This is a genomic window from Caballeronia sp. LZ032, from assembly GCF_031451315.1.
GTDB lineage: Bacteria > Pseudomonadota > Gammaproteobacteria > Burkholderiales > Burkholderiaceae > Caballeronia.
The window spans coordinates 3,170,706-3,195,860 of sequence record NZ_JARUXP010000001.1 but is presented as its reverse complement, the minus strand read 5'-3'; the positions used below and the strand labels follow the sequence as shown (position 1 = coordinate 3,195,860).

21 protein-coding genes are annotated in these 25,155 nt (G+C 63.9%); 14 read left to right on the top strand and 7 right to left on the bottom strand.

The window, feature by feature from the left end:
- Both gspE and gspD read right to left on the bottom strand, forming a co-directional pair.
- Window positions 1-1,497 (bottom strand): type II secretion system ATPase GspE, encoded by a 1,497-nt coding sequence (gene gspE, locus QCE69_RS14970; RefSeq protein ID WP_309810993.1) that lies wholly within the window; start codon window positions 1,495-1,497, stop codon window positions 1-3.
- A complete protein-coding gene (gene gspD / locus QCE69_RS14965) occupies window positions 1,494-3,872 on the bottom strand; it encodes a type II secretion system secretin GspD (RefSeq protein WP_309919292.1) in 2,379 nt (792 codons plus the stop codon). The genes gspE and gspD overlap by 4 nt, the downstream gene beginning before the upstream one ends.
- A 622-nt stretch (window positions 3,873-4,494) precedes the next feature.
- On the opposite strand from gspD, the gene QCE69_RS14960 reads away from it, so the two are divergent.
- Window positions 4,495-4,950 (top strand): lytic transglycosylase domain-containing protein, encoded by a 456-nt coding sequence (locus QCE69_RS14960; RefSeq protein ID WP_309919289.1) that lies wholly within the window; start codon window positions 4,495-4,497, stop codon window positions 4,948-4,950.
- A 150-nt stretch (window positions 4,951-5,100) separates the two neighbouring features.
- Window positions 5,101-6,369: a GTP-binding protein gene (locus QCE69_RS14955; protein WP_309931361.1), complete on the top strand. Its 1,269-nt coding sequence runs from the start codon at window positions 5,101-5,103 to the stop codon at window positions 6,367-6,369.
- A 142-nt stretch (window positions 6,370-6,511) separates the two neighbouring features.
- On the opposite strand, the gene QCE69_RS14950 is transcribed toward QCE69_RS14955, so the two are convergent.
- Window positions 6,512-6,790, bottom strand: a complete 279-nt coding sequence (locus QCE69_RS14950) for an HU family DNA-binding protein (protein WP_008352404.1) — start codon at window positions 6,788-6,790, stop codon at window positions 6,512-6,514.
- 604 nt (window positions 6,791-7,394) lie between these two features.
- On the opposite strand from QCE69_RS14950, the gene mnmC reads away from it, so the two are divergent.
- The 7 genes from mnmC to QCE69_RS14915 all read left to right on the top strand — a co-directional run bounded on the left by mnmC (window position 7,395) and on the right by QCE69_RS14915 (window position 16,440).
- Complete coding sequence (mnmC, locus tag QCE69_RS14945) at window positions 7,395-9,236, top strand: bifunctional tRNA (5-methylaminomethyl-2-thiouridine)(34)-methyltransferase MnmD/FAD-dependent 5-carboxymethylaminomethyl-2-thiouridine(34) oxidoreductase MnmC (protein ID WP_309931359.1); 1,842 nt, start codon at window positions 7,395-7,397, stop codon at window positions 9,234-9,236.
- Between the two features lie 785 nt (window positions 9,237-10,021).
- On the top strand, window positions 10,022-11,224 hold the full coding sequence (locus tag QCE69_RS14940) for a cation:proton antiporter (protein WP_309919281.1): 1,203 nt from the start codon (window positions 10,022-10,024) through the stop codon (window positions 11,222-11,224).
- A gap of 20 nt (window positions 11,225-11,244) precedes the next feature.
- The gene (locus QCE69_RS14935) at window positions 11,245-12,357 is read left to right on the top strand and encodes a YbdK family carboxylate-amine ligase (RefSeq protein ID WP_309810973.1); all 1,113 of its coding nucleotides are present in this window, start codon (window positions 11,245-11,247) and stop codon (window positions 12,355-12,357) included.
- 709 nt (window positions 12,358-13,066) lie between these two features.
- Window positions 13,067-13,711 carry a MarR family winged helix-turn-helix transcriptional regulator gene (locus tag QCE69_RS14930; RefSeq protein WP_309931658.1) on the top strand — a complete coding sequence of 215 codons (645 nt, stop codon included), beginning with the start codon at window positions 13,067-13,069 and terminating at the stop codon, window positions 13,709-13,711.
- Between the two features lie 146 nt (window positions 13,712-13,857).
- Entirely contained in the window at window positions 13,858-14,586 is a 729-nt protein-coding gene (locus QCE69_RS14925) for a glutamine amidotransferase (protein ID WP_309931357.1), read from the top strand.
- Between the two features lie 88 nt (window positions 14,587-14,674).
- Window positions 14,675-15,787, top strand: a complete 1,113-nt coding sequence (locus QCE69_RS14920) for an NADH:flavin oxidoreductase/NADH oxidase (RefSeq protein ID WP_309919273.1) — start codon at window positions 14,675-14,677, stop codon at window positions 15,785-15,787.
- A 182-nt stretch (window positions 15,788-15,969) separates the two neighbouring features.
- Window positions 15,970-16,440, top strand: a complete 471-nt coding sequence (locus tag QCE69_RS14915; protein ID WP_309919270.1) for an SET domain-containing protein-lysine N-methyltransferase — start codon at window positions 15,970-15,972, stop codon at window positions 16,438-16,440.
- A gap of 61 nt (window positions 16,441-16,501) precedes the next feature.
- On the opposite strand, the gene QCE69_RS14910 is transcribed toward QCE69_RS14915, so the two are convergent.
- Both QCE69_RS14910 and QCE69_RS14905 read right to left on the bottom strand, forming a co-directional pair.
- Entirely contained in the window at window positions 16,502-17,956 is a 1,455-nt protein-coding gene (locus tag QCE69_RS14910; protein WP_309919885.1) for a sensor histidine kinase N-terminal domain-containing protein, read from the bottom strand.
- A gap of 93 nt (window positions 17,957-18,049) precedes the next feature.
- Complete coding sequence (locus QCE69_RS14905; RefSeq protein ID WP_309810954.1) at window positions 18,050-18,736, bottom strand: response regulator transcription factor; 687 nt, start codon at window positions 18,734-18,736, stop codon at window positions 18,050-18,052.
- Window positions 18,737-18,913: 177 nt separating this feature from the next.
- Here QCE69_RS14905 and QCE69_RS14900 point away from each other — a divergent pair, with 177 nt between their 5' ends.
- Both QCE69_RS14900 and QCE69_RS14895 read left to right on the top strand, forming a co-directional pair.
- Window positions 18,914-19,144: a DUF3717 domain-containing protein gene (locus tag QCE69_RS14900; protein ID WP_309898397.1), complete on the top strand. Its 231-nt coding sequence runs from the start codon at window positions 18,914-18,916 to the stop codon at window positions 19,142-19,144.
- A gap of 248 nt (window positions 19,145-19,392) precedes the next feature.
- Window positions 19,393-19,878: an Lrp/AsnC family transcriptional regulator gene (locus QCE69_RS14895; protein WP_309810952.1), complete on the top strand. Its 486-nt coding sequence runs from the start codon at window positions 19,393-19,395 to the stop codon at window positions 19,876-19,878.
- Here QCE69_RS14895 and QCE69_RS14890 read toward each other — a convergent pair.
- Both QCE69_RS14890 and QCE69_RS14885 read right to left on the bottom strand, forming a co-directional pair.
- Window positions 19,875-20,402, bottom strand: a complete 528-nt coding sequence (locus QCE69_RS14890; protein WP_309931354.1) for a class IV adenylate cyclase — start codon at window positions 20,400-20,402, stop codon at window positions 19,875-19,877. The two genes, QCE69_RS14895 and QCE69_RS14890, sit on opposite strands and share 4 nt — an antisense overlap.
- A gap of 114 nt (window positions 20,403-20,516) precedes the next feature.
- Window positions 20,517-21,419 carry a LysR family transcriptional regulator gene (locus QCE69_RS14885; RefSeq protein ID WP_309919264.1) on the bottom strand — a complete coding sequence of 301 codons (903 nt, stop codon included), beginning with the start codon at window positions 21,417-21,419 and terminating at the stop codon, window positions 20,517-20,519.
- Window positions 21,420-21,554: 135 nt separating this feature from the next.
- Between QCE69_RS14885 and QCE69_RS14880 the strand changes: the two genes are divergently transcribed.
- The 3 genes from QCE69_RS14880 (at window position 21,555) to QCE69_RS14870 (ending at window position 25,146) form a co-directional block, all read left to right on the top strand.
- A complete protein-coding gene (locus QCE69_RS14880; RefSeq protein ID WP_309931352.1) occupies window positions 21,555-23,231 on the top strand; it encodes a GMC family oxidoreductase N-terminal domain-containing protein in 1,677 nt (558 codons plus the stop codon).
- A 377-nt stretch (window positions 23,232-23,608) separates the two neighbouring features.
- The gene (locus QCE69_RS14875) at window positions 23,609-24,388 is read left to right on the top strand and encodes an ABC transporter ATP-binding protein (protein WP_309810943.1); all 780 of its coding nucleotides are present in this window, start codon (window positions 23,609-23,611) and stop codon (window positions 24,386-24,388) included.
- Window positions 24,385-25,146, top strand: coding sequence for an ABC transporter ATP-binding protein (locus QCE69_RS14870; protein ID WP_309898389.1), 762 nt, complete (start codon window positions 24,385-24,387; stop codon window positions 25,144-25,146). Before QCE69_RS14875 ends, QCE69_RS14870 begins: the two co-directional genes overlap by 4 nt.
- Window positions 25,147-25,155: the final 9 nt, after the last annotated feature.

Sequence of the window (25,155 nt, the reverse complement as noted above, 5' to 3'; positions counted from 1 at the left end):
TTAATCGCCGCCGGTCACGCGCAGCACTTCTTCGAGCGACGAAACGCCTGCGGCCAGCCAGCGGTCGCCGTCCTCGCGCAGCGTGCGCATGCCCTGCTTGCGGCCGGCTTCGAGAATCTCGGCATCGGCGGCGTTGCGGTGGATGAGCGGCCGGATCGTGTCGTCGATCAGCAGCAATTCATAGACCCCGCGGCGGCCCACATAGCCCGACTGGCCGCAGCGCTCGCAGCCCACCGGATGCCAGTGGCGCACGCCGTCTTCTTCCACGCGCTCTTCCTTGCACACCGGACACAGCTGCCGCACGAGCCGCTGCGCCAGCACGCCCAGCAGCGACGACGCCAGCAGATACGGCTCCACGCCCATGTCGGTGAGACGCGTGACGGCGGAGGCGGCATCGTTGGTGTGCAGCGTCGCGAGCACCAGGTGGCCCGTCAGCGACGCCTGCACGGCGATCTGCGCGGTTTCGAGGTCGCGAATTTCGCCGATCATGATGATGTCCGGATCCTGACGCAGGATCGAGCGCAGCGCCCGCGCGAAGGTCATGCCGATGCGCTCGTTCACCTGCGTCTGGCCGATGCCCGAAAGGTCGTACTCGATCGGATCCTCCACCGTCATGATGTTGGTGGTGGTGGTCTCCAGCCGCGACATCGATGCATACAGCGTGGTGGTCTTGCCGGAGCCGGTCGGCCCCGTCACGAGCACGATGCCGTGCGGCCGGCCGATCAGCTTGTCGAAGTGGACGAGCGTGTCGCGCGCCATGCCGAGGGTTTCGAGATTCAGGCGCTGTGCGTCCTTTTCCAGCAGACGCAGCACCGCGCGCTCGCCGTGGCCGGTGGGCAGCGTGGAGACGCGCACGTCCACCGGACGTCCGCCGACGCGCAGCGTGATGCGCCCGTCCTGCGGCAAACGTTTCTCCGCGATGTCGAGCTGCGCCATGATCTTGATCCGCGAGATCAGCGCGCCGTGCAGCGCCTTCTTCGGGCGCACGACGTCGCGCAGCGTGCCGTCCACGCGAAAGCGCACCACCGAGGCATTCTCGAACGGCTCGATATGAATGTCCGACGCCTGCTCGCGCGCCGCCTGCGTAAGCAGCGCGTTGATCATGCGGATGATCGGCGCGTCGTCCTCCGACTCCAGCAGGTCCTCGACTTCCGGAATGTCCTGCATCAGGCGCGACAGGTCGACCTCGCCTTCCACCTCGCCCACCACCTGCGCCGCGCTGCCGTCATTGCGCGCATAGGCGGCGTTGATGGCGGCGGCGAGTTCGTCGGACGACTTGCGCACGATCGACAACGCGCCGAAGTTGCGCGCGACCTCGGCGAGCGCGGCGTCGCTGGTGCGCTCGCTGATCCAGACCTCGATGCCGTCCGGATGCTGGTGCGCCAGCAGGATCTGTCCGCTGCGCGCGAAGCCGTAGGGCACGAGCCGCGCCGCCAGCGGCGACGCCGCCGTGCTCGCGTGGTCGTGCGCGCCTTCCGCGCCGTTCACCGTGCTCACGGCCGTACTCCGGTCTGGCCGTTGCCTGTATTGCCGCCTGCGCCGGCGGGCGCCGGATAGCTGTTCTGCGACGGCAACGTGGACTGCGGCGCTGTCTGCACCGGTTGCGGCGCCGGTCCCGCATCGGGGTTCTGCGGCAGCGTCGTGCTCGGTCCCGGTCCGCGCGCCATGCTGCTCCAGTCGAGCAGGTTGTCGGCCGGCGCGCCGCCGCCTTCGCTCGGGCCGAGCGGCTTCGGCGGAATCATCGGGACGTTCTGGTCCTTGATGAGGCGGTTGTCGGAGGTCGCGCCGTATTGCTGCTGACGCATGTAGTCGTAGCGCGTGTTCGCGATCTGCGAGGACGTGGCCTGGTCGCGCACGATCACCGGCCGCAGGAACACCATCAGGTTAGTCTTCGTGCGAACCTTGCTTTCGCTGCGGAACAGGCTGCCGATGAACGGAATGTCGCCGAGCAACGGAATCTTGCTGGTGCTGCTGTCGTACTCGTCCTTCATGAGGCCGCCCAGCACGACGATCTCGCCGTCGTCCGCCATGATGGTGGACTGCACGGAACGCGTGTTGATGGTCGGCCCGGACACGTTGTTCACGGTCGTGGCGTCGACGCTCGAGTCTTCCTGGTAGACCTGGAGCTTCAGCACGCCGCCGTCGGTGATCTGCGGCTTGACGTGCAGCACCACGCCGACGTCGCGACGATCGTACGTGTTGAAGGCGCTGATCCCGGTGGTCGTATTCGCGGTCGGCGTGGAGTAGGAGCCCGACGCCACCGGCACGTTCTGGCCCACGATGATCTTCGCTTCTTCGTTGTCCAGCGTGATGAGGTTAGGCGTCGAGAGAACGTTGGCGTCCGAGGACGTCGCCAGCGCCTGCAGCAGGCCGCCCAGTCCGAACAGGCTGCCGAAACGGTGCAGCAAGCCGACGTTGAGGCCCGGAGCGAGCAAGCCGGTCGCCGCCGTGAGCGCGGACGTATTCTGCGCGGCCGCACCGCCTGCCAGCGTCAGATCGACGATGTTGTTGCTCGTGCCCGAGACAGTCGGAAAGCCCGTGCTGCCGTAGAGCGCGTTATTGCCGCTGTTGGACAGCAATGCGCCCTGCCACTGAATGCCGAGGCTTGCATTGGACGTCGCATCCAGCTCGACGATCAGCGCCTCGATATAGACCTGCGGCCGGCGCACGTCGAGCTGGTCGATCACGGCGCGCAGGTTGCGGTACATCGGATCCGGCGCGGTGATGATGAGCGAGTTCGTCGCCGAATCCGCCTGGATCATGCCGCCGCCCTGATCGTTGCCGTTGTCGCTGTCCTTGTTCGACGAGAAGCTCGAGTCGCGGTTGCCGCTGCCGCCCGTCAAGGGATTGTTGCCGCTGCCCGAGCTGGACGAACCGAGGCCGCCCGGCAGCGGGGGCACGCCGGACTGGCCGGTGGACAGCGACGAGTTGCTGCCGAGGCCGCCGCCGCTGTTGCCGTAGCCGTTATTCGAGTTCGAGTTCGACGAGCTGGAATTGTCGCTGGAGCCGCTGCCCTTGCCGAGCATGCCGCGCAGCGTCTTGGCGAGGCGCGTGGCGTCGGCGTTGCGCAGCGTGACGACGTGCATGTTGCCGGGCTGGCCGGTCGGGGCATCCAGCTTCTTCGCGAGCGCCTTGGCTGCCTCGAGCCGCGCGCTGCTCGACGCGCGGAACATCAGCGAGTTGGTGCGCGCGTCCGGCGTGACGGTGACCTTGAGCGTCGCGTCGGTGCTGCCGATCGTGCCCGGATCGAGCAGCTTGTTCATCTGCTCGGCGACATCGATGGCGTTCGCGTTCTTCAGCGTGACGACATCGACCTCGCGGCCCGCCGCCGTATCCACGCCCGCGATGATGCCCGCGATACGGCGAATGTTGTCGGCGTAATCGGTGACCACCAGCGTGTTGTTGGCCGGATAGGCCGCGATGGTGTTGTTCGGCGAGATCAGCGGGCGCAGCACCGGCAGCAGGTTGTTGGCCGACTCGTTGCGCAACTGAAAGACTTGCGTGATCACCTGGTCGCCGCGCGCGCCCGGCGTATTGCCGACGTAGGTCGGCACGCCCTGCAGCTTGGCATCGGCTTCGGGCACGACCTTCAGGACGCCGTGATCCTGCACGAGCGCGAAGCCCTGCATGCGCAGCGACGACTGAAGCGTCTTCAGCGCCTGATCTTCGGGAACCGGATTTTCCGAAACAAGGTTCAGTTGCCCCTTGACGCGGGGATCGACGATGATGGTTTTGCCGGTGGCGGCGCCGATCGCCTTGGCGACCTGGTCGATATCCGCGTTGACGAAATTCAACGTCACTTGCGCGTGCGCGACTTGGGCGACGATGAGTCCCGCCGCCAGCAGTGCCGTCGCGATGCGACGCAGTGCCATAGGTTGTCTTCTCATGGATGTGATATCAGAGCCGGATCACCGGGAAGCCGGCCAAGGCAGCGCTGCCCGTCAGCGGGATGCGCTGCCGACCGCGATCGGACGCGCGGGGCGCACGGTCTCAGTCGGGTAAAAAAATATGACGATAACAGCTTTATGTAACGAAATTATGCCAATTCGTACCAGATCGCAATCTGTCTGAAGCTGCATCGCGCGATGCATTCCAGCGCTCAAGCCTTCAAGGAACTTGCCGTTAGACCATGCTCGTAACAGGTTTCAGGAACGAGCCGATTTGCGCGGGAGCCGAATTGTAGCGCGTCCAGAACTCTTAATATTCATACATTTAGCGCACAGCGAACTGCAGGTCTGGCACACTTGCACGCGAACGGCCTTCTCGCGCGCGCATTGGCGTATGTCTGATAGCCAACTTATTACCAGAAACATCAGCCGGTATGATACGGTCGGTTCCGCTTGACGGGCTGTCTCGAAAAGGGTGGGTTTTCCCGAAACATTGGTTCCCTTCGAGCCTGCGAACCCGGCCGCGGACGTGTGTTGTTTGGCGTTGGCGCCAAGGCGCCGCAACGGCGGCATGACGTTCCGCATGGGCGGATGGAGCAGAAAGAAGATGAAGAGAATCACGCGCAGACTTGTGTCATGCGTCGCGTTATGCGGGTCGCTGCTGGCGGCCGCTTCCGCACACGCGGACTGCTTCGACGAAGCCGCCAAGTATCAGAAGGTCAATCCGCTCATCCTGCGCGCCATCGCCTGGCAGGAGTCGCACAACAGGCCGGACGCGATCAACAAGAACGCCAACGGGTCCACTGATTACGGCCTGATGCAGATCAACTCCATCCACCTCGACACACTGGCTCAATACGGCATTTCCAGCGGCACGCTGATGCAGCCGTGCAAGAGCGTCTACGTCGCTGCGTGGCATCTGCGCCAGAAGATGAACAAGTACGGCAATTCATGGCAGGCGGTCGGCGCTTACCATTCCGAAACGCCTGCGCTGCGCGACAAGTACTCGGCCCAGATCATCGAGATCCTGCGCCGCTGGAAGCTGGTCGAAGCCAAGCGCTGAGCGGGCGCGCGGTCCCTCATCCCTGACATCACCCGCGCCCGCATCCGCGTCCGGCGCAATTGATGCAAAATCCCCTCTTCGATCGTCCGCGCCGCGCGCAGCGCAGCGGACCCGCGCTTGCGCGCCTTCTTCCCCGTCCGGTCCACTGCAATGAACCAATCGCCCCTTCCGATCACCGTGCTGTCGGGATTCACAGGCGCGGGTAAAACCACGCTCGTCGATGCCTTGCTTGCCAATACTGAAGCCGTACGCATCGGCGCGATCACGTGCGGCAAGGCCCCGCCGGCCGCCGACCAGGAAACGACCGAGCTTCCCAACGGCGGACTGCTGCTCACCTTGAGCGATCAATCCATGTCCGGGCTGGAAGGCGCCATCACCTGGCTTGCCGAACAGCAGCGTTTCGATGCGATCCTGGTCGAGACATCGCATGCCGCGGATCCGATGACGATCGCCGAGAACCTCGCGTTCGGCGACGACGATGACGCCACACTCGCCGGCCACGCGGCGCTCGATACCTTCGTCACCGTGATCGATGCCGCGAATTTCCTGCGTGACTACATGTCGTCGGACTCGCTGGCCGAACGCGGACTGCAGACAGGCGCGCACGATGAGGAAGACCGGACGGTCGTGGAAACGCTGATCGCGCAGATCGAGTTCTGCGACGTGATCGTGATCAACAAGACCGATCTCGTCGATGCCGCGGAGACGGAGAAGATCGCGCGAATTCTTCACGCGCTCAACCCGCGCGCGCTTCAGATCACGACGCAATCCGGCATCGTTTCGCCGGGCGAAATTCTCGACACGGGACGCTTCGATCTCGATGCAACGGCAAGCGCGCCGGGCTGGCTTGCCATCCTGGACGAAGCGCCATCGACGAATCCGGACGATGCAGCGGACGTCACTGAAGTCGGTCATGTCGTGTATCGGGCGCGTCGGCCGTTCCATCCGGAGCGTCTATGGCACCTGCTGCATCGCGAATGGACCGGCGTGCTGCGCGCCAAGGGCTTCTTCTGGCTCGCGACGCGCAGTGAAGTGGGCGGTTCGCTGTCGCAGGCGGGCGGCACGTGCCGGCATGGGCCGGCGGGCGTGTGGTGGGCGGCGCAGGATCGCAGCGAATGGCCCACCGATGATCCCGAGCTCGAAGCAGAGATCGTCGCGGAATGGGTTGGCGATCCGGATGACAACAGCATCGGTGACCGTCGCCAGGAGCTGGTGCTGATCGGCCTGGATCTCGATCCGGCGTACTGGCAGGACACGTTCGACGCGTGTCTTCTCACCGACGATGAATGGGCGCTCGGCGCGGATGGCTGGAAGCATCTGGCCGATCCGTTCCCTGCGTGGGACATCGAAGACCATGATCACGATCACCACGACCACGATCATGGTCCCGACTGCGGTTGCGAGGATCATCGGCATTGACCGGCACTGACCGGCAAGACGGCACGCCTGCGCGGCGTGTCGTCGCCGGGCAAAGCATCAATGAGCGCAGACAAAAAAAACCCGCCAAAGGCGGGTCATGTATCACTGGCTACCACGGGTAGCCGGACAATCGGCAAGAAACTTACCGCTTGTTCACTGCATCCTTGAATGCCTTGCCAGCCGTGAACTTGACCGTCTTTGCGGCCGGAATCTTGATGGACTCGCCAGTCTTCGGGTTGCGGCCGGTGCGCGCTGCGCGCTTTCCCGAACCGAAGCTGCCGAAGCCGATCAACTGCACTGCGTCACCTTTCGAGACAGCCTTCTTGATCACTTCGAGCAACGTGTCCAGCGTTTCGCCGGTTTGAGCCTTGCTGGCGCCGGTCTGAGCGGCTACGGCGTCGATCAATTCCTGTTTGTTCATTAAGGTTCCTTTATCAGTTTAGGTTGACACGAACAGCGCGAACGCGCCGATTATACGTGCGCAAGCCGTGCCGTCGAGTAGGGACGGCCTTCTGACAGGCCCGCCCGACGATTTGACGTTCTCCGGCGTCACTTCACGGACGTTGCTCCACATCGTCGCCTTCACGCCGCCTCTGTAGGCAGCGCTTGGTATGATAGCGCAGCGCAAACCCAATCAGGATAAGGGTTTCAAAGATTTACCCTTATATTTTTCGGGCTTCCGGCGGGGTTTTTCAGCGTGGGACATCGACTTTCGACGCTTGTGGCAAAAACGGATCCCTCATCACAAGATGCCGTTGGTTTTTGCCAACGTTCCCGCCCACTTCCCCCGCCCTCGCTCTCAGCCTTGCCCACATTGGGTTTGACGGCTGCGGCCCAGGGCCGTGCAGCGCTCTTGCAAGCACTTTCATCAAGGCCATGGGTCCGGTCGTCGGTCGGTCCCAGTCTTCGGGAAGGTGCAAGCGCGTCGCAAGCCCAAGGCGAGCCGCACAACCCATGCCGCACTTGATCTCCGTCGAATCCTTGGCTCGCCAACGCGCCTTTCCTCCATCCCCATGACCGAGCGCATGACTGGGCCTTCGCTTCTCCCGTCGCACGACCTGCCCGCACGCTGGCGCGGCCGGCGCGTCTTCACGGTCGTCGATCTGACCTTCACGCCTTGCGAAAGCTTTCTTGCCGCGTGGCAAGGCTGGCTTGACGACGAAGCGCGTTGCGAGCGTCTCCATGTCGTTGCCGTCGCACCGCTCGCCGCGCTCGATCATCCTCCGGCGAACACGGGTTCGCCCCTTGAAGCCGAGCTGCAGCGCGCTTGGCCGATGCGCGTGCCGGGCCTGCATCGCCTGGAGTTTGCGGACGGCCGGGTCGTGTTGACGCTTGCGGTCGGCGAGCGCCAGGAGATGCTGCCGAAGCTATGGCTGCGCGCGGATGCCTTGCACGCCGATGCGAGCGACGCAGACGTGCGTGATGCGAGAACGCTGTGCAAGTCGCTCGCGCGACTCGCCAGCGACGACGCGACCGTTTGCATCAACGCGTCCGTCGATATCCATGCGACGTTCGAACGCGCGCTCAAAGCGGCCGGTTTCGTATGCCATGCCTCGGGCGCCAGCCAGCAAGTCAAGGGCCGTTTCGCGCCGCGCTGGCGCGTGCGTCGGCATGAACCGCCGCTACCCGACGGCGACGGCGCGCGCGAGGCCATCGTCATCGGCGCGGGACTGGCCGGCTGTGCGGTGACATCGCGGCTGACCGCGCGCGGCTTCCGCGTGACGCTCATCGACCGGCATGAACAGCCGGCGCGCGATGCATCGGGCAATCCGGCAGGCGTGTTCCATCCGATCGTCTGGCGCGACGACAGCGTCGCCGCCCGCCTCACCCGCGCCGGCTTTCTCCACGCGCTGCAGCGCTGGCGCCCGCTCGAACACGCCGGACACGACTTGCGCCGAAGCAGCGCCGGCCTGCTCCAGATCGCTGATACGCCCGCAGACGCGGAGGCCCTCGCGGCCGCCATCGCGCGCTTTGCGTATCCATCGGAGTATGTGCAGCCGATGACGCGAAGCGCAGCTTCGCGCATGGCAGGCGTCGAGGTTGCGCGCGGCGGCTGGTTCTTCCCGCAAGGCGGCGCAATCTCGCCCGCTGCGTTATGCGCCGCGCAACTGGCCGGGTCTGCCGCGCAAATGGTCATGCGTATGAATATCGAAGTAGCGCGCATCGCTCGTGAAGACGGGCTGTGGCGAGCCTTCAACAGCAGCGGCAACGAGATCGCCCGCGCGCCGGCGATGATCCTCGCCAATGCGCGCGATGCCGCGCGCCTGGCCGGTCTCCACGGGCAGCCGACGCGCATCGTGCGCGGCCAGTTGAGCATGCTCGAGTCACCCGACTTCGATGCGCTGCGCGTGCCGGTGATCGGCGAAGGCTATGCGGTGCCGCTCGGCGCAGGCAGCACGCTGATCGGCGCGACCTACGACATCGACGATCCCGATCCTGAGTTGAACGCGGAAGGACATGTCGAGAACCGCGAACGCGTCGCCGGCATGCTCCCTGGGCTGAGGTTCACCGAAGACACGGTTCGCGGCGGGCGCGTCGCCTTCCGTTGCGTGACCAGCGACCGCATGCCGATGATCGGCCAGTTCGCCGATGAAGCCGCCGCCCGCCGCGACGCGCGGCGGCTGTCCGGCGCCTGGCCGCTGGACCTGCCGCGCATGCCGGGTCTGTACGGCGCGTTCGCGTTCGGCTCGCGCGGACTGATCTGGGCAAGCCTCGCCGCTGAGCTCGTGGCGGCGCAGATCGAAGGCGAGCCCTGGCCTATCGAGCGCGACCTTGCCGAGGCCGTCGATCCCGCCCGCTTCCTGCTGCGGGCGCTGCGCCATGGCGAGATCGACCCCGATGAGTTGTCCCCGCCGGTCTGTGGATAACGCGGCGGATTGCCGGTGAAACGCGTGTGAACTCGTTGTGCATGTAAACGGGACAACCCGCGGTTTCCGGTTTACTCGCCCAAAGTTGTTCCAGGTTAACCGCCGCGGACGAACATGTTTACCGCGCCTTTGTGCTTCTCCCAATTCATTGTTTGAAAAGACAAAATTGCGGTTATCCACAGTGCGCGGCAGCGCTTGTTAACTACTACTACTTGTATATACAGTAAACCTGTAAACACCTGAAGGCGGAGCTGTCCGACGGCAGCAAGGCAAACCATTTCACCCCGTCGCTTCATGTTTCCGGTCAGCATTGCCAATCCGCTCCAGCATATGGCAGTCGCTTTTACCTCAAAGGAATCATGAGCTTGGTCTTTCTGTCAGGGACATCCAGGTATGGCACAATCGCGCTTCTTCCTGCGTCGCGCCGTGCATGCGGCGAGCGCTTTCAATGGAACGATGGCCGCGCGCCAAGAATCTGATCAACGAAGCCGCGTCGTCGTTTTCTGTGTCCGGTCGGCAATCGTTCGATTGCCGCATGTAGGCTCGGTGTCTCACTGAACCGCACGCGGCCTGCAGCCTCACACCGGACACGTCGACCAACTCGTGCACGGCCAGACCGTGACACCGTGTTCGTTCGCATTTCGTATCGCCTGAATGAACTGACGTCCGCTCACGGGAGCGGACGCGCGCCGCCTGCGAGCGCGGCGCCCTCAGGCGAGGTGACGCTACGGACGCGCGCCCGGATAGCAGCAACAGATAGCAGTAACGAAGGAGAAGCCAATACGATGAACTCGGCGTTTTCATTTCTGCCCGCGTGGCCGCTCGAACCCGACGCCATTCTCTGGGCCGGTCTCGCGCTCGTCACGGCGGGCCTGGCCGGTGAACTGTTGTGGCGCGCCTGGCGCCTGCCGCGCATCACCGGCTATGCGGTGATCGGGCTGATCGCGGGGAATGCGGGTCTCGGCGTGATCGACTCGAGCGCAGCCGGGCTGTCGCGGCCGCTGCTGGATGTTGCGCTCGGCTTGCTGCTGTTCGAACTCGGCGGCCGGCTCGATCTGCGCTGGATCCGGCGCAATCCGTATCTGATCCTGTCGAGCATCGCGGAAGCCACGCTGACCTTTGGCCTCGTGCTGATCGCGCTGACCCTGCTCAAGGTACCGACGATGCCTTCGGTCGTCGTTGCCGCCATCGCCATGGCCACGTCGCCCGCGATGGTCATCCAGCTCAAGATGGAACTGCGCTCGGAAGGCCAGGTCACGCAGCGGCTGCTCACGCTGACCGCGCTCAACAGCATGTATGCGGTGATCGTCGAGAAGCTCGCGGCCGGCGTGCTGCATCAGGAGATCTACGGCAATACGCTCGCCACCATCCTGCAGCCGCTGTATCTGCTGATCGGCTCGCTGGTGCTGGCCTTCCTGCTCGCGCGCGCCTGCAACCTGCTGGTCCGGCGCCTGCCCGCCAACGACGAGCATTCGTTCGTCGCGCTGTTCGGTCTCGTGCTGCTGGCGATCGCCGTCGCGCACATCTTCAAGCTGTCGACCATCCTCGCGCTGCTCGCGGCCGGCATCATCGTGAAGAACGCCGACGAACGTCCGCAGCTATGGCCGTCGCACTTCGGCTCCGCCGGTTGGCTGCTTACCGTCATTCTGTTCGCGCTCACGCTGACGTCGTTTCACTGGCGCGACATCGCACTGGGCGGCATCGCGGCGCTGGGACTGATTGTCGCGCGCTTCATCGGCAAGCTTGCCGGCGTGCTGATCTTTGCGAAGCCGAGCGGCCTGAACTGGAAGCAGGGTGCGGCGCTGGGCGTCGCGCTGTCGCCGATGTCCGCGCTCGCGTACTTGCTGGTCGACGACATGTACGTGCTCTATCCCAACTACGATCCCACCTTGCGCGCGATCGTCATGTGCTCCATCGTGCTGCTGCAGATCGTGTCGCCGTTCGTGGTGTACCGCAGCCTGTCGGCGGTCGGCGAGCGGCGCGAGTAATCGATTTTTCCAGAGGCGCCATGGCACTCGAACCCTTCATCAACTCCGAACCCTTTACGTTCGGTGTCGAGCTTGAGATCCAGGTCGTCAATACGCACGACTACGATCTGACCCGCGCGGCGTCGGACCTCATGCGTCTCATCAAGGACGAGAAGATTCCGGGCAACATCACGCCCGAGATCACCGAAAGCATGATCGAGCTGTCGACCGGCATCTGCACGACGCACGAACAGGCCGTCACCGATCTGCGCACCATCCGCGACACGCTCGTCGCGGCGGCGGACCAGCTGAACGTGGGTCTGGCGGGCGGCGGCACGCATGCATTCCAGCAATGGAGCGATCGGCAGATCTACGACGCACCGCGTTTCCAGTACATCTCCGAGCTCTACGGCTATCTCGCCAAGCAGTTCACGGTGTTCGGCCAGCACGTGCATATCGGCTGCCCCGATCCGAACAGCGCGCTGTTCCTGCTGCATTCGATGTCGCGCTACATTCCGCATTTCATCGCGCTGTCGGCTTCGTCGCCGTACATTCAGGGCGTCGATACCGGCTTTCATTCGGCACGCCTGAACTCGGTGTTTGCGTTTCCGCTGTCGGGCCGCGCGCCGTTCGTGCTGACGTGGGACAGCTTCGAGGAGTATTTCTCGAAGATGGTGCATACCGGCGTCGTCAACAGCATGAAGGACTTCTACTGGGACATCCGGCCGAAGCCGGGTTTCGGCACGATCGAAGTCCGCGTGATGGACACGCCGCTGTCGGTAGACCGGGCGGCCGCGATCGCGTGCTATATCCAGACGCTGTCGCGCTACCTGTTGCTGGACAAGCCGCTCACGCCCCACGAGGACGACTACCTCGTCTACACGTTCAATCGCTTCGAGGCGTGCCGCTTCGGCCTGGAGGGCACCTGCATCCATCCGCAGACGGGCGAACGCAGGACCATCGGCGAAGACATCCTGGCAACGCTCGACGTGCTCGCACCGCACGCCGAAGCGCTCGGCTCGCAGGCGGCGCTGGCACAGGTCGCCGACATAGCGCGCGGCATGAACGACGCCACCTGGCTGCGCAGCGTATTCGACAAGGAGAAATCGCTGCACGAAGCCGTCAGGCAACAATGCTTGCAATGGCGTCAATGACGCCAATGACGCCAATGACGCGAGACGTAGCATGTTGCTTACCGTAAGGCTTGCCTTGGTAATCGGCATTCATGAACAGGAAAGGCTGCTGCTTAAATATGCATGCAGCCTTTTTCTTTTGCGCTTTATGAAACAAGGACGTGAGCGTGAATCGGGAATAACTGTCTCATGCCATCGTTTGAAGCAGGTTCAAACTTCCGCTTCTAAGGTTTGCCTCAAACAAACCGTATACCGGCGTAATGGTTGCGCGTCATGCGCGTGGCCTGGGCTACGCAAGCAAACTCTGGCGGAACTTTCAGTGACGTGAAGACGACTTACGACTCGTACAGAGTTAATCAAAACGAGTCGGCAATCAGCGAGTGAGGCGATTTCGAGAGTTATCCACAGTCTGACACGGACAATTAAGGTGTACGTTTGTTCCATGTCGCTTAGAATGGCGACTTTGCCGGCGGGGCGTTATAGTCGGCAAATACGTAGCGCCGCAAAGCAGACCATAAGAGGGCGCATAAACAAGAGGGTAGCAGTGTCCCCATTCAGGTGTCGCCGTGAGGCTTGGCACGCCTGAATTTTGAGACGGCGGGGACCGGGAACGAGCGTGTTCCGCAAGGGGTTGCAAGTCGTTTTCTGCGGAAGCGTTTCGGGAACGGTGTTCGCGTGGTTACGTGAACATGCCGTCAAAACACATAAGCGGAACAACAAGCGAAAGACTATGAATGAAGGCGTTTACGGAGAGCAGGCGACGGGGCGGGTGACCCACGGTCTGCTGCGGCTGAGCACGGCGATGCGCAGCCAGGCTTGGGAATGGGCAGAAGGCGTGGGGCTGACGCCGACCCAGGGTGAAATTCTCGTTTTGCTGATGCAGCGCAGGGGGCCGATGCGCCTCGGCGAGATCGCACGTGAAACGGCATTGACGGCTGCCACGACGAGCGATGCGGTGAGCACGCTCGAAGGCAAGGGGCTGGTCGAGAAGCGCCGCGCGCTCGACGACGGCCGCGCGCTGGCCGTGCGCCTGACCGCACGTGGCCGCACGGCCGCGAAGAAGGCGGTGCAATGGCCGGACTTCCTGGCGAAGGCGGTCGGCACGCTGCGCGAGGAAGAGCAGGTGGCGTTCTATCGCACGCTGCTGAAGACCATCCGCCATCTCGAGTCGCAGCAGCAGATGCCGGCGCACCGTATGTGCCTGTCCTGCTCGCACTTCCAGGCCAGCAAGAATCCGAAGAAGGCGCCGCATCATTGCGCGCTGTTGCAGATCGACATGGCGGATACGGATCTGCGTCTCGACTGCTCGGTCTACGAAGAAGCCGATTCCGCGACGCAGAAGAAGAGCTGGAAGGTCTTCGCTCAGCTTGCCTGACATCGGGCAAACGGAGTGATTCATCCGGCGGCAGCGACGCTGTGAGGCCGCGGCGAGTCGGTTAGACTGTGCCCGTCGCGCCTCCCCGCGAGGCGCGGCTCGTCAACACTTGCCCGACACGCACAGCCCGCTCACGGAAGCCGCCGATGAAAGATGAAGTCCTGGCGATTCGCCACGTCTATTTCGAAGATCTGGGCAGCCTCGAACTCGTACTGGGCGATCGCGGCCATCTCGTGCGCTATCTGGATGTCGGACGCGGCCGCATCGATGCGCCCAATCCGCTCGATCCCTCCCTGCTCGTCATACTTGGCGGGCCGATCGGCGCCTATGAGGACGCGGCGTATCCCCATCTTTCTCCCTTGCTCGCGATGCTGGAAAAGCGCATTGCGGCGGGCTTGCCGACCATCGGCATCTGTCTCGGCTCGCAACTGATTGCCCGGGCGCTCGGCGCACGGGTCTATCCTTCTGGCTTGACCGAACTGGGCTGGTCGCCGCTCACGCTGACCGACGCGGGACGTGCTTCCGCGCTGCGCCATCTCGAAGCCGACGGCGCGCCCATCCCCGTGTTCCACTGGCACGGCGATACCTTCGATCTTCCCGCCGGCGCCACGCTGCTCGCATCGACTGCGCAGTGCGCGCATCAGGCCTTCGCGTGGGGCGAGCATGTGCTGGCGCTGCAGTGCCATCCCGAAGTCCTGGCCGATCGCTTCGAAAGCTGGCTGGTTGCCTATCCCGGCGATGTCGCGCGCAGCGGCACCACCGTCACTGCGTTGCGCGAGGACACCGCGCGCCACGGACCCGCTCTCGAACGCGCTGCGCGCGCGATGTTCGGCGAATGGCTCGACCGTTTTGCCCGCGAGGACCCGCACGCCTGAGCGTGGCACAAGCATTCGCGGCACGTCCTGCAGCGTTGAAAACGCGATGCTATTCTCGACCGCATTCTTCCTTCCCCGAGCCCACGACATGAGCGCGTTGTTCACACCCGCGACCCTGCGCAGCCTGCAGCTTCCCAATCGCATCATGGTTTCGCCGATGTGCCAGTACTCGGCCGAGCGTGGCGAAGCCACGGCGTGGCACATGATCCACCTCGGGCAGCTCGCGCTGTCCGGCGCAGGGATGCTGTTTATCGAGGCCACGGCGGTCGAGCCCGACGGCCGCATCACGCCCGGCGATCTCGGCCTGTGGGACGACGTCACGGAAGCTGCCTTGCGCCCGGTGCTCGCCGCGATCCGCCAGTATTCGGACATCGCCGTGACGATGCAGCTGGCGCACGCGGGCCGCAAGGCGTCGAGTCACGCGCCCTGGGACGGCGGACAGCTGATCCCGGTCGCGGAGGGCGGCTGGATGACCTACGCGCCGTCGGCGGTGCCGCACAAGCCCGACGAGACACCGCCGCTCGCGCTCGACACCGCAGGACTCATGCGCGTGAAGGAAGCCTTCGCGGCATCGGCGCGACGTGCGGCGCGGCTCGGCATCGACGGGATCGAGGTGCATTGCGCGCACGGTTATCTGCTGCATCAGTTCCTCTCGCCCATCTCCAATCAGCGCACCGACGAATACGGCGGCTCGCGCGAAAACCGCATGCGTTATCCGCTCGAAATCTTCGATGCGGTGCGCGCCGCGTTTCCCGCCGACAAGCCGGTCGGCGTGCGCGTCTCGGCGACTGATTGGGTCGATGGCGGTTGGGGCATCGAGGACACGATTGCGTTCGCATCCGAGTTGCAGAAGCGCGGTGTCGACTGGATCGATGTCTCGTCGGGCGGGGTATCGCCATTGCAGAAGATCCCGCTTGCCACCGGTTATCAGGTACCGTTCGCGCAGGCCGTGAAGGAAGCGACGGGCGTGAATACAATCGCGGTCGGCCTCATCACTGAAGCGAAGGACGCGGAGAAGATCGTGGCCGGTGGCCAGGCGGACTTCGTCGCGATCGCGCGCGGCATGCTCTACGATCCGCGCTGGCCGTGGCACGCTGCCGCCGAGCTCGGCGCGGCCGTCACGGCGCCGCCGCAATATTGGCGTTCGCAGCCGCGCGACCAGAAGAACCTGTTCGGCGAGATCACGATCGGACAACGTTGAAAAGTATCGAGCGTCATCGAGACGGTTGAGCATTCGCGCGCCGGGAGTGTAGGATACCGGTGTGTTGGACCTGTGAGCGTTCAACCAAGCTAACGCGGCGCCTCGAAGGCCACCGCGTTTTTTTTATCCCCGATGTTCATCCCGAGCGCGCGGGAGCGAAGCGTCATTCAAGGATTCAGTCGATGAGTTCACGCAGGGTCACCGTTCGCCGCTCAGGCGTGCACGGCAAGGGCGTGTTTGCTGTGAAGCCGATCGCCGCCGGCGAGAAGGTGATGGAATACAAGGGCGAGCGCATCTCGTGGAAGGAAGCGTTGCGACGCCATCCGCACAATCCCGACGAGCCCAATCACACCTTTTATTTCGCCCTCGACGACGGCCGCGTGATCGACGGCAAGATCGAAGGCAACAGCGCGAAGTACATCAACCATTCGTGCGCGCCGAACTGCGAAGCCGAGGAAATCGAAGGGCGTGTCTTCATTCACGCGCTGCGCGATATCGAGGCGGAAGAAGAGCTGAATTACGACTACGGCCTCGTCATCGAAGGCCGCATCACGAAGAAGCTCAAGAAGGAATACGAGTGCCGTTGCGGCGCGAAGAAATGCCGCGGCACCATGCTGGCCGTGAAGAAGGAAAAGGAAAAGAAAAAGAAGTAGCGGGTCCGGCAACAACGATTGTCTTCGAGAAGAGCCACGGTGATCTTTACCGTGGCTCTTTTCACGACTGCGCTACGGCTTCCTGCTTGAGCGGAATGCGCACGATGAAGCGCGCGCCGCCTTCGGGCGCATCCTCGTAATGCACCGAGCCGCCGTGCAGCACGACGATGTCATGCACGATCGCGAGACCCAATCCCGCTCCGCCCTCGACGTTCTGGCCATCGCCACGGAAGAAGCGCTTGAAGAGATCGGCTTGCTGGTCGGACGGCACACCGGGTCCATTGTCCTCCACCACCACTTCGGCGAAAGCGCGCCGTTCCTCGTCACGCCATTCGCTGACCGTCAGCGTGATGCGCGCGCCCTCCGCGCGAAACGGCGGAATGTACTTGAGCGCGTTGTCGATCAGGTTCGCAATCACCTCGCGCGTCAGCACGATATTGCCGCGCACGATCAGCGGATGTTCGTTCTCGGGATCGTCGAGGCGCTGGAAGCCGAGATCGACATTCGATGCGAGTGCCCGTGGCACCCACTCGGCGCCGGTTTCGAAGGCGAGCGCGGCGAAATCGAAATCGGTGAAGCGCGCGGCCTGCTCGCCCGGTTCTGCCCGCGCCAGCGAAAGCAATTGATTCGACAGCCGCACCGCCCGGTCAGCCGAGGCGCGCAGCTCCTTCACCGCTTCCACCGCCTTGGCGGGATCGCGTGAGCTGAGCGCCTGTTCCGCGTGCAGCTTCACCGCCGTCAGTGGCGTGCGCAGCTGATGCGCAGCATCGGCGATGAACTTGCGCTGCGCATCGAGCGCCGTCTGCAGGCGCACGAGCAAGGCGTTCATCGCGCTGGTGAGCGGACGGATCTCACCCGGTACGTAGGTTTCGTCGACCGGTTCGAGCGAGATGTGGGTCTGCTGGTTGAGTGCGTCGGCGAGGTCGGTCAGCGGGTTCAGTTGCTGGTTCACGACGCGCCACACGATCACCCAGCCGGCGAGCAGCAGCAGCGCGAGCGGCATCATGATCGCGATCAGGAACTCCACCGCGATGCGATAGCGCGACCCCACGCGCTGCGCCACTTCCACGACGATCGGATTGCCGGTCGGTTGCGGCACGCGCACTTGCGCCGCGCGCACGCTCACGCCCTGAAAGTGCGTCTCGAAGACATACGCGTAGTGAATGCGCCGGACGTTGCTGCCCGTGAGCGGCAGGTCGCGCTCGCCGGCGATTTCCTCGTCGCCCGTGCTGATGCGGTAGATGAGCTGCTCGACCGGGTCGGAGAACATCGCCTGCGCGAGCGGCGGCACGGTGACAGGCGCATCGACGCCCGCGAGCTGGATCTGCTTGGAGATGGCGGTGGCCAGATCCGCGAGCGAACGGTCCACCACGTGCTGCGTGTATTGCCAGGCAAGCCAGTACGCCATCAGGCCGCTCATCAGCGCGAGCAGCGACAGCGGCGCGGCAAGGCGGCGCAGCAACGTGCGCCGCAGGCTCGGCGGCGTCGGTGTCTCGGGGGCTTTCGATCGCGCCAGATCGAGCCAGTCTTCGCGGGCGAAACGCTGGTCGCCCGCGCGCCGGGTGGGAAATCGCAAGGCAGTCTGCTTCGGGGCAGCCGACGCGGAGCGTCAGGCTGCCTGACGGATTTCCTGGAGCAGATAGCCGAAGCCGCGCACCGTCACGATCTCGACGCGGGTGTTCTCCAGCTTCTTGCGCACGCGATGCACATAGACTTCGATGGCCGTGTCGCCGAGATCGCCGCCGAAGTGCGTCAGGTGATCCTGCAACTGCGCCTTGCTGACCACGCGGCCATGGCGCAGCAACAGCATTTCCAGCACGGCGAATTCGCGCGGCGACAGTTCGAGCGGACGCTCGTCGTTGAAGATGCGGCGATCGACGCCCGACAGGCGCAGGCCGCCCAGCGAGACTTCGGGACGCGGCACGTCGCCGTGCGGGCCGCTGCGACGCATCACGGCACGAATGCGCGCTTCGAGTTCCTGCGGCTCGAAGGGCTTCAGCATGTAGTCGTCGGCGCCGCTGTTGAGGCCTTGCACGCGGTCATGCAGTTCGTCGCGCGCGGTGAGGATGATGACCGGCGTATGGCGGTTGCTCTGGCGAAAACGCGCGAGCAGTGTCATGCCGTCGATGCCGGGGAGGCCCAGATCGAGAATGACGAGTTCGTGGCGGTTTTGCGCGAGGGCCTGTTCGGCGAAGATGCCGTCGTGCACCATGTCGACCGTGAAGCCGGATTGTTCGAGGCTGCTTTGGATGCCGCGCGCGATGGGGCGGTCGTCTTCGATCAGAAGGATTCGCATGGAGTCGCTCAAGTACAATGGGTTGAGCTCAGGCCGGCGGGGGCGATCGGTGGCATGTTCTGTCATGCATGACGCGGCGGCAGGCTCGAGCCAGTTAAAACTCACATCTCATGCGGCGTTGCGCGACCCTGCTTTGAGCCGCGAGCGGCCGTACATCGATTGTCTTTCTTCCCGGACATGGCGCTCATCCCGATCAACGAACTCGAAGCCGCGATCAACTACTGGCGCGGCCGCTCGCCGTCGAGCGGCGATGAACTCGCTCTTTGCAAGGAGGCGAGCGCACTGTCCAGGCCTTATGCGCTGCTGATTGTACAGCGTCGGTCAAGTCTGCCTTCCGAACAGCTGGACGAAGACGCCCGCGCCGCGTGGGAAGCTTACGTGCGCTTCAACAATGGCATGCGCGACTGAAAGCTTGGGCGCATCCTCGCTTTCGGCTTTCTTCAGTTAAGCTTCCAGCCGCCAAAAAATCACGCGCTTTGCCGTGTTTTTCTGCCTTTCGGCGCTGTCATCGTTCGTAACATGCACGTTACCTTGTTTTTACTGTAAGGGTCGGATTCCTGCGCACGGAACGGCCCTCTGCCGCAAGGGTTAAGAGAGCCAGACCGCGTTAATGCGATAAAGTCGCATTCGCTCCCGCTTACGCGCACATTCGCCTCATGCTCGATCTTGACCATTTCGACCTCGCCCTGCTGGACGTCCTGCAACGCTTCGGACGGGCCACGCATCAACAACTGGGCGAACAGGTACCGCTTTCGCCGTCGCAGATCGGACGGCGTTTGCAGAGGCTGGAGGCGGTGGGGGTGATCGAGGGCTATCGGGTCATGCTGCGGCCCGAAAAGCTGGGACTCGGCGTGACGGCCTTCACGAGCCTGAAGCTCAAGCATCATGGCGATTCGGTCATCGAGCAGTTCCAGCAGCAGATCGACCTGCTGCCCGAAGTGCTCGAATGCCATGCCACGGTGGGCGACGCGGATTACCTGCTGCGCATCGTCGCGCCGGACCTGAACGCGCTGTCAGGTTTCGTGATGAAGAAGCTGATGCGGGTGCCGGGCGTGGACAGCGTGCGCTCGAACATCGTGCTGACGACCTTCAAGCGCAATGGTCCGTTACCGCTCGCTCATCTGGCCGCCGACGCCTCTTAAGCCGCAACCTGAGCCGGGTTCAGCAGATCCACATACGCGAGCGGCACCAGATCCGTTTCGCCTACGCCGAGTTGCGCGAACATCGCGTGCGCTTCCTGTTCGCCGCCGGCTTCATCGTCGTCCTGGCCCAGAACCACTTCCAGCTCGATGAAATCACCGAGGCCATCCACGCGGTCCAGATGAATTCGCGTGCGCCCGACGAGATACACGTGGCGCTCCTTTGAAACAATGCCGCGCGTCGTCAGCGCCTGGGCCAGCAGCGCGTGCATGGCCTCGGGATTCGTGACCGGGCTGCGCGAGTAATACGACACCTTCGGGCCGTCGCGGTCGTCGCGTTGATAGAAGATCAGTTCCGATGGCGTGCCGTCGTCGAACTGGCGCAGCTTGAGACGGCCGGTGGGCACGTCGTAGAAGAAGTCCTGCTGGCGAAACACAAGCGGCGCGTCGGTGGCGAGCGCGGCCGCGCGCTCGCGCAATTGCTCGAACTGATGCGCGCGCGCCTTGATTTCGATGTTGCGTGCCATGAAGACTCCTCGAACACAAAAGGTTGGGTTAAGCGAGGACTCAGACTAGCAAAGTTTCGATGAAGCCCGCTTGAAACCCTGCGCAATTTTCGGGCATGGCCGCCGGACGGGTCGTCACACGGCCCATTGCGCGTCGATCAGCCGCAGCGCCGCCGCGATGGCCGGCTCGTCGCACCGCTCGGCGAGCACGATGAACGACAGCTGCGTCGGCACCGACACGCCTTCGACGATCGTCAGCGCGTGCGCATGCGCCTCGCCGAGCGCGATCGAATCGCGCACCAGCGAAAGCCCGATGCCCGACTTGACGAGATCGAGCATCGACGGCTCCTGATCCACTTCGGCGACCACCGTCGGCATCGCGCCCGCTTCGCGGAACAGGCGCGACAAGAGCCGGTTGTGCGCGGATTCGGCCGGCGTCCAGATCCACGGCAGCTTCGCGAGCGCGGCCCAGCTGCGCTTGCCCTTGTTCACGCGGTTGTGCCAGCCTGCCGGCGCCAGCACGCGATACACGAAAGGCGTGAGCCGCACGACGTGGAAACGGTCGCTGTCGCGTGTGCCGTCGCTGGCCGGATCGCCGATGTAATAGCCGACATCGAGATCGCGCGTCCGCACGCGTTCCAGCACCCAGCCCGACATGCCATGCCGCAGCGAGGTCTCGATGCGCGGATACGTCTCCACCAGCTGGCGCAGGAAGCCGCCCAGGCGCAGGAACTCGGGATCCAGGATCGAACCGATACGCAAGGTGCCGCTCACTTCGTGACGCAAGGCGGCAGCGGCGCGGCGGACGTCGGCGGCGGCGGCGAGCGCGCGCTCGGCATGGGGCAGCAACGCTTCGCCATCGCGCGTCAGCAGCAGGCCGTGCGACGTGCGCGAGAACAGCACGACGCCGAGCATCTCCTGAAGGTTCTTGATCTGCAGGCTGACGGCTGGCTGCGTGACATGCAGTTGCGCCGCCGCGCGCGTCAGGTTGCCTTCGCGAGCGACGGTGAGAAAGGCGCGCAGCAGGGTGTAGTCCATCCGCTGATATTAACGCTTCTTATATCGCAGTTGAACATATCTGATTGGATTCGGAGACGTGACCGGCAGTACGCTCGGTGTCGTACGCATCGCGCAACAAAACAACGACAACGAAAGACGATATCGGAGACGGCAATGAAACAGGACGCGCGCAGGCTCGAAGGCGAATTCGACTACATCATCGTGGGTGCGGGCACGGCCGGATGCGTGCTGGCGAATCGCCTCACCGAAGATCCGGACGTCAAGGTGCTGCTGCTCGAAGCCGGCGGCAAGGACGACTATCACTGGATCCACATTCCGGTCGGCTATCTGTATTGCATCGGCAATCCGCGCACGGACTGGCTCTACAAGACCCAGGCTGAGCCCGGGCTCAACGGGCGTGCGCTGTCGTATCCGCGCGGCCGGGTGCTCGGCGGCTGTTCGTCGATCAACGGCATGATCTACATGCGCGGCCAGCGCGAGGACTATGACGACTGGGCGCACATCAGCGGCGATCCGAACTGGTCATGGGACTCTGTTCTGCCGATTTTCAAGCGCAGCGAGGATCATCATGGCGGCGCGAATCAGTGGCATGGCGCGGGCGGCGAGTGGCGCGTCGAGAAGCAGCGTCTCAAGTGGAAGATCCTCGAAACCTTCTCGCAGGCCGCGCAGCAGACCGGCATTCCCGCTACGGAAGATTTCAATCGCGGCGACAACACGGGCGTTGGCTATTTCGATGTGAACCAGCGTGGCGGCATCCGCTGGAATGCGGCCAAGGCCTTCCTGCGCGAAGCCATGAAGCGTCCCAATCTGACGACGATCACCGGCGCGCATACGCAACGGCTCGTGTTCGAAGGGGCGCGTTGTGTCGGCGTCGAGTATCGCGGCGGCGATGTCGATTACCTTGCGCGTGCGCGCTGCGAAGTCGTGCTGAGCGCGGGCGCGGTGAACTCGCCGCAGATTCTCGAACTGTCGGGCATCGGCAATGGCGCGCGTCTGCAGCGGCTCGGCATCGACGTGGTGAAGGATCTGCGCGGCGTCGGTGAAAACCTGCAGGATCATCTGCAATTGCGCATGGCCTACAAGGTGACCGGTGTGCGTACGCTCAACACCTTGTCCGCGCACTGGTGGGGCAAGCTGTTCATCGGCATGCAGTATGCGTTCATGCGCAGCGGCCCGATGTCGATGGCGCCCTCGCAGCTTGGGGCGTTCGCCAAGTCCAATCCCGACGACGTGTCCATCAAGCGGCCCGACCTCGAGTATCACGTTCAACCTTTGTCGCTCGAACGCTTCGGCGAGCCGCTGCATGCGTTCAACGCCTTCACCGCCTCAGTATGCAATCTGCGGCCGACCTCGCGCGGCAGCGTGCATATCGAGTCGCCGGATGCGCATGTGGCGCCGCTGATCGCGCCGAATTATCTGTCGACGGACCGCGACCGCGAAGTCGCCGCCAATGCCTTGCGACTCACGCGGCGCATCGCCGCCGCGCCCGCGCTCGCGCAATATGCGCCGCAGGAGATTCTTCCGGGCATCCAGTTCCAGACCCAGGAAGAACTGGTCGAAGCGGCGGGGCAGGTCGGGACCACGATCTTCCATCCGGTCGGCACCTGCCGCATGGGCACCGACAACGATCCCGCCGCGGTCGTGGACAGCCGCCTGCGCGTGATCGGCGTGCGTGGCCTTCGTGTGGTCGATGCCTCGGTGATGCCCACCATCACCTCGGGCAACACGAACTCGCCGACGCTGATGATCGCCGAGCGCGCGAGCGAGATGATCCGCGAGGACCGGCGCGGTCTTGCCACGGAAGAAGCGATCGCGACTGCCTTCGCATGACGGTGCGAACGAGCGCACTTCACATGTTGAGATGACAGAGGCATGGCGCACGGATGACATCGCACGCGATGCATCCGATGCGCCTGCATGCGTTGCAGAAATACCGCTTCGCATGCCCTCGAAGCGTGCATGCAGCGCGCCTTCCAAGCCATTCGTTAGTTAGTGCAAATCCCAATGATTGCGCTGCATCATTGGCGCGACAATGGCCCCGGATCAAGTGATGCTCGAGGACACTCGTGCGCACTTTGTGCGGACGCAACAGCGCTGTACGAAGCGAAGCAGTACCGGAATGGAGACACCGCCCGGTGCGCGCGGATCAAAAAAACAAGGCGCAGACCCACCCGCTGTCTAGCGCTTCACTTCGCATGGAAGGGGACATGATTCTCGGCGACACCATTCTGGAAACGCGAGGGCTCACCAAGGAGTTCAAAGGCTTCACGGCCGTGAATGACGTGAACCTGCGCGTGCGCCGGGGTTCGATCCACGCGCTGATCGGACCGAACGGCGCAGGCAAGACCACCTGCTTCAATCTCCTCACCAAATTTCTCGATCCCACTGCGGGCCAGATCGTTTTCAACGGCGTCGACATCACGCGCGAACGTCCCGCGCATATCGCACGGCGCGGCGTCATCCGCTCGTTCCAGATCTCCGCGGTGTTCCCGCATCTCTCGGTGCTGCAGAACGTGCGCATCGGCTTGCAGCGGCAGCTGGGCACGTCGTTTCATTTCTGGCGCAGCGAACGCTCGCTCGACCAGCTCAATGACCGCGCCATGGATCTGCTGACGCAAGTCGGCCTCACCGATTTCGCCGACACGAAAACCGTCGAGCTGTCCTATGGCCGCAAGCGCGCGCTGGAGATCGCGACCACGCTGTCGATGGAGCCGGAGCTCATGCTGCTCGACGAACCGACGCAAGGCATGGGCCACGAAGATGTCGACCGCGTGACGGCGCTGATCAAGAAGGTGTCGGCGGGCCGCACCATCCTGATGGTCGAGCACAACATGAACGTGATCGCAGGCATCTCCGACACCATCACCGTGCTCAAGCAAGGCGAAGTGCTCGCCGAAGGCAGCTACGCGGAAGTGTCGAAGAATCCGCTCGTGATGGAAGCCTACATGGGCAGCGCCGATGCGGCGCTCACCGGAGCGCATGCATGAGTACGATCGTGGAAGAACGCCGCTCGCTCAACGCGAACGGCGGGGCCAGCAACGTGCCGGCGCTGGAAATCTCGGGCCTTCAGGCGTGGTATGGCGAGTCGCATATCCTGCACGGCGTGGACCTCAAGGTGAACCGCGGCGAAGTGGTCACGCTGCTCGGACGCAACGGCGCGGGCCGCACCACCACGTTCCGGGCCATCATGGGTTTGACCGGGCGGCGCACGGGTTCGATCCGCGTGAGCGGACACGAGACCATCGGCCTGCCTACACACAAGATCGCGCATTACGGGGTCGGCTATTGTCCGGAGGAGCGCGGCATATTCTCGAGCTTGTCCTGCGAAGAAAACCTGCTGTTGCCGCCGCTGATCGGCGACCCGAAAGATGCGATGTCGCTCGACGAACTCTATTCGATGTTCCCCAACCTGAAGGAACGCCGCGCCAGCCAGGGCACGCGTCTGTCGGGCGGCGAGCAGCAGATGCTGGCCGTCGCGCGCATCCTGCGCACCGGCGCGAACCTGCTGCTGCTCGATGAAATCTCGGAAGGCCTCGCGCCGGTCATCGTGCAGACACTCGCGCGCATGATCCTGATGCTCAAGTCGCGCGGCTATACCATCGTCATGGTCGAACAGAATTTTCGTTTCGCGGCGCCGCTCGCGGACCGCTTCTACGTGATGGAGCACGGCAATATCGTCGAGCATTTCGGCGCGGGGGAACTCGAGGCGAAGATGCCGGTGCTGCACGAACTGCTCGGCGTGTAATCGGGCGCC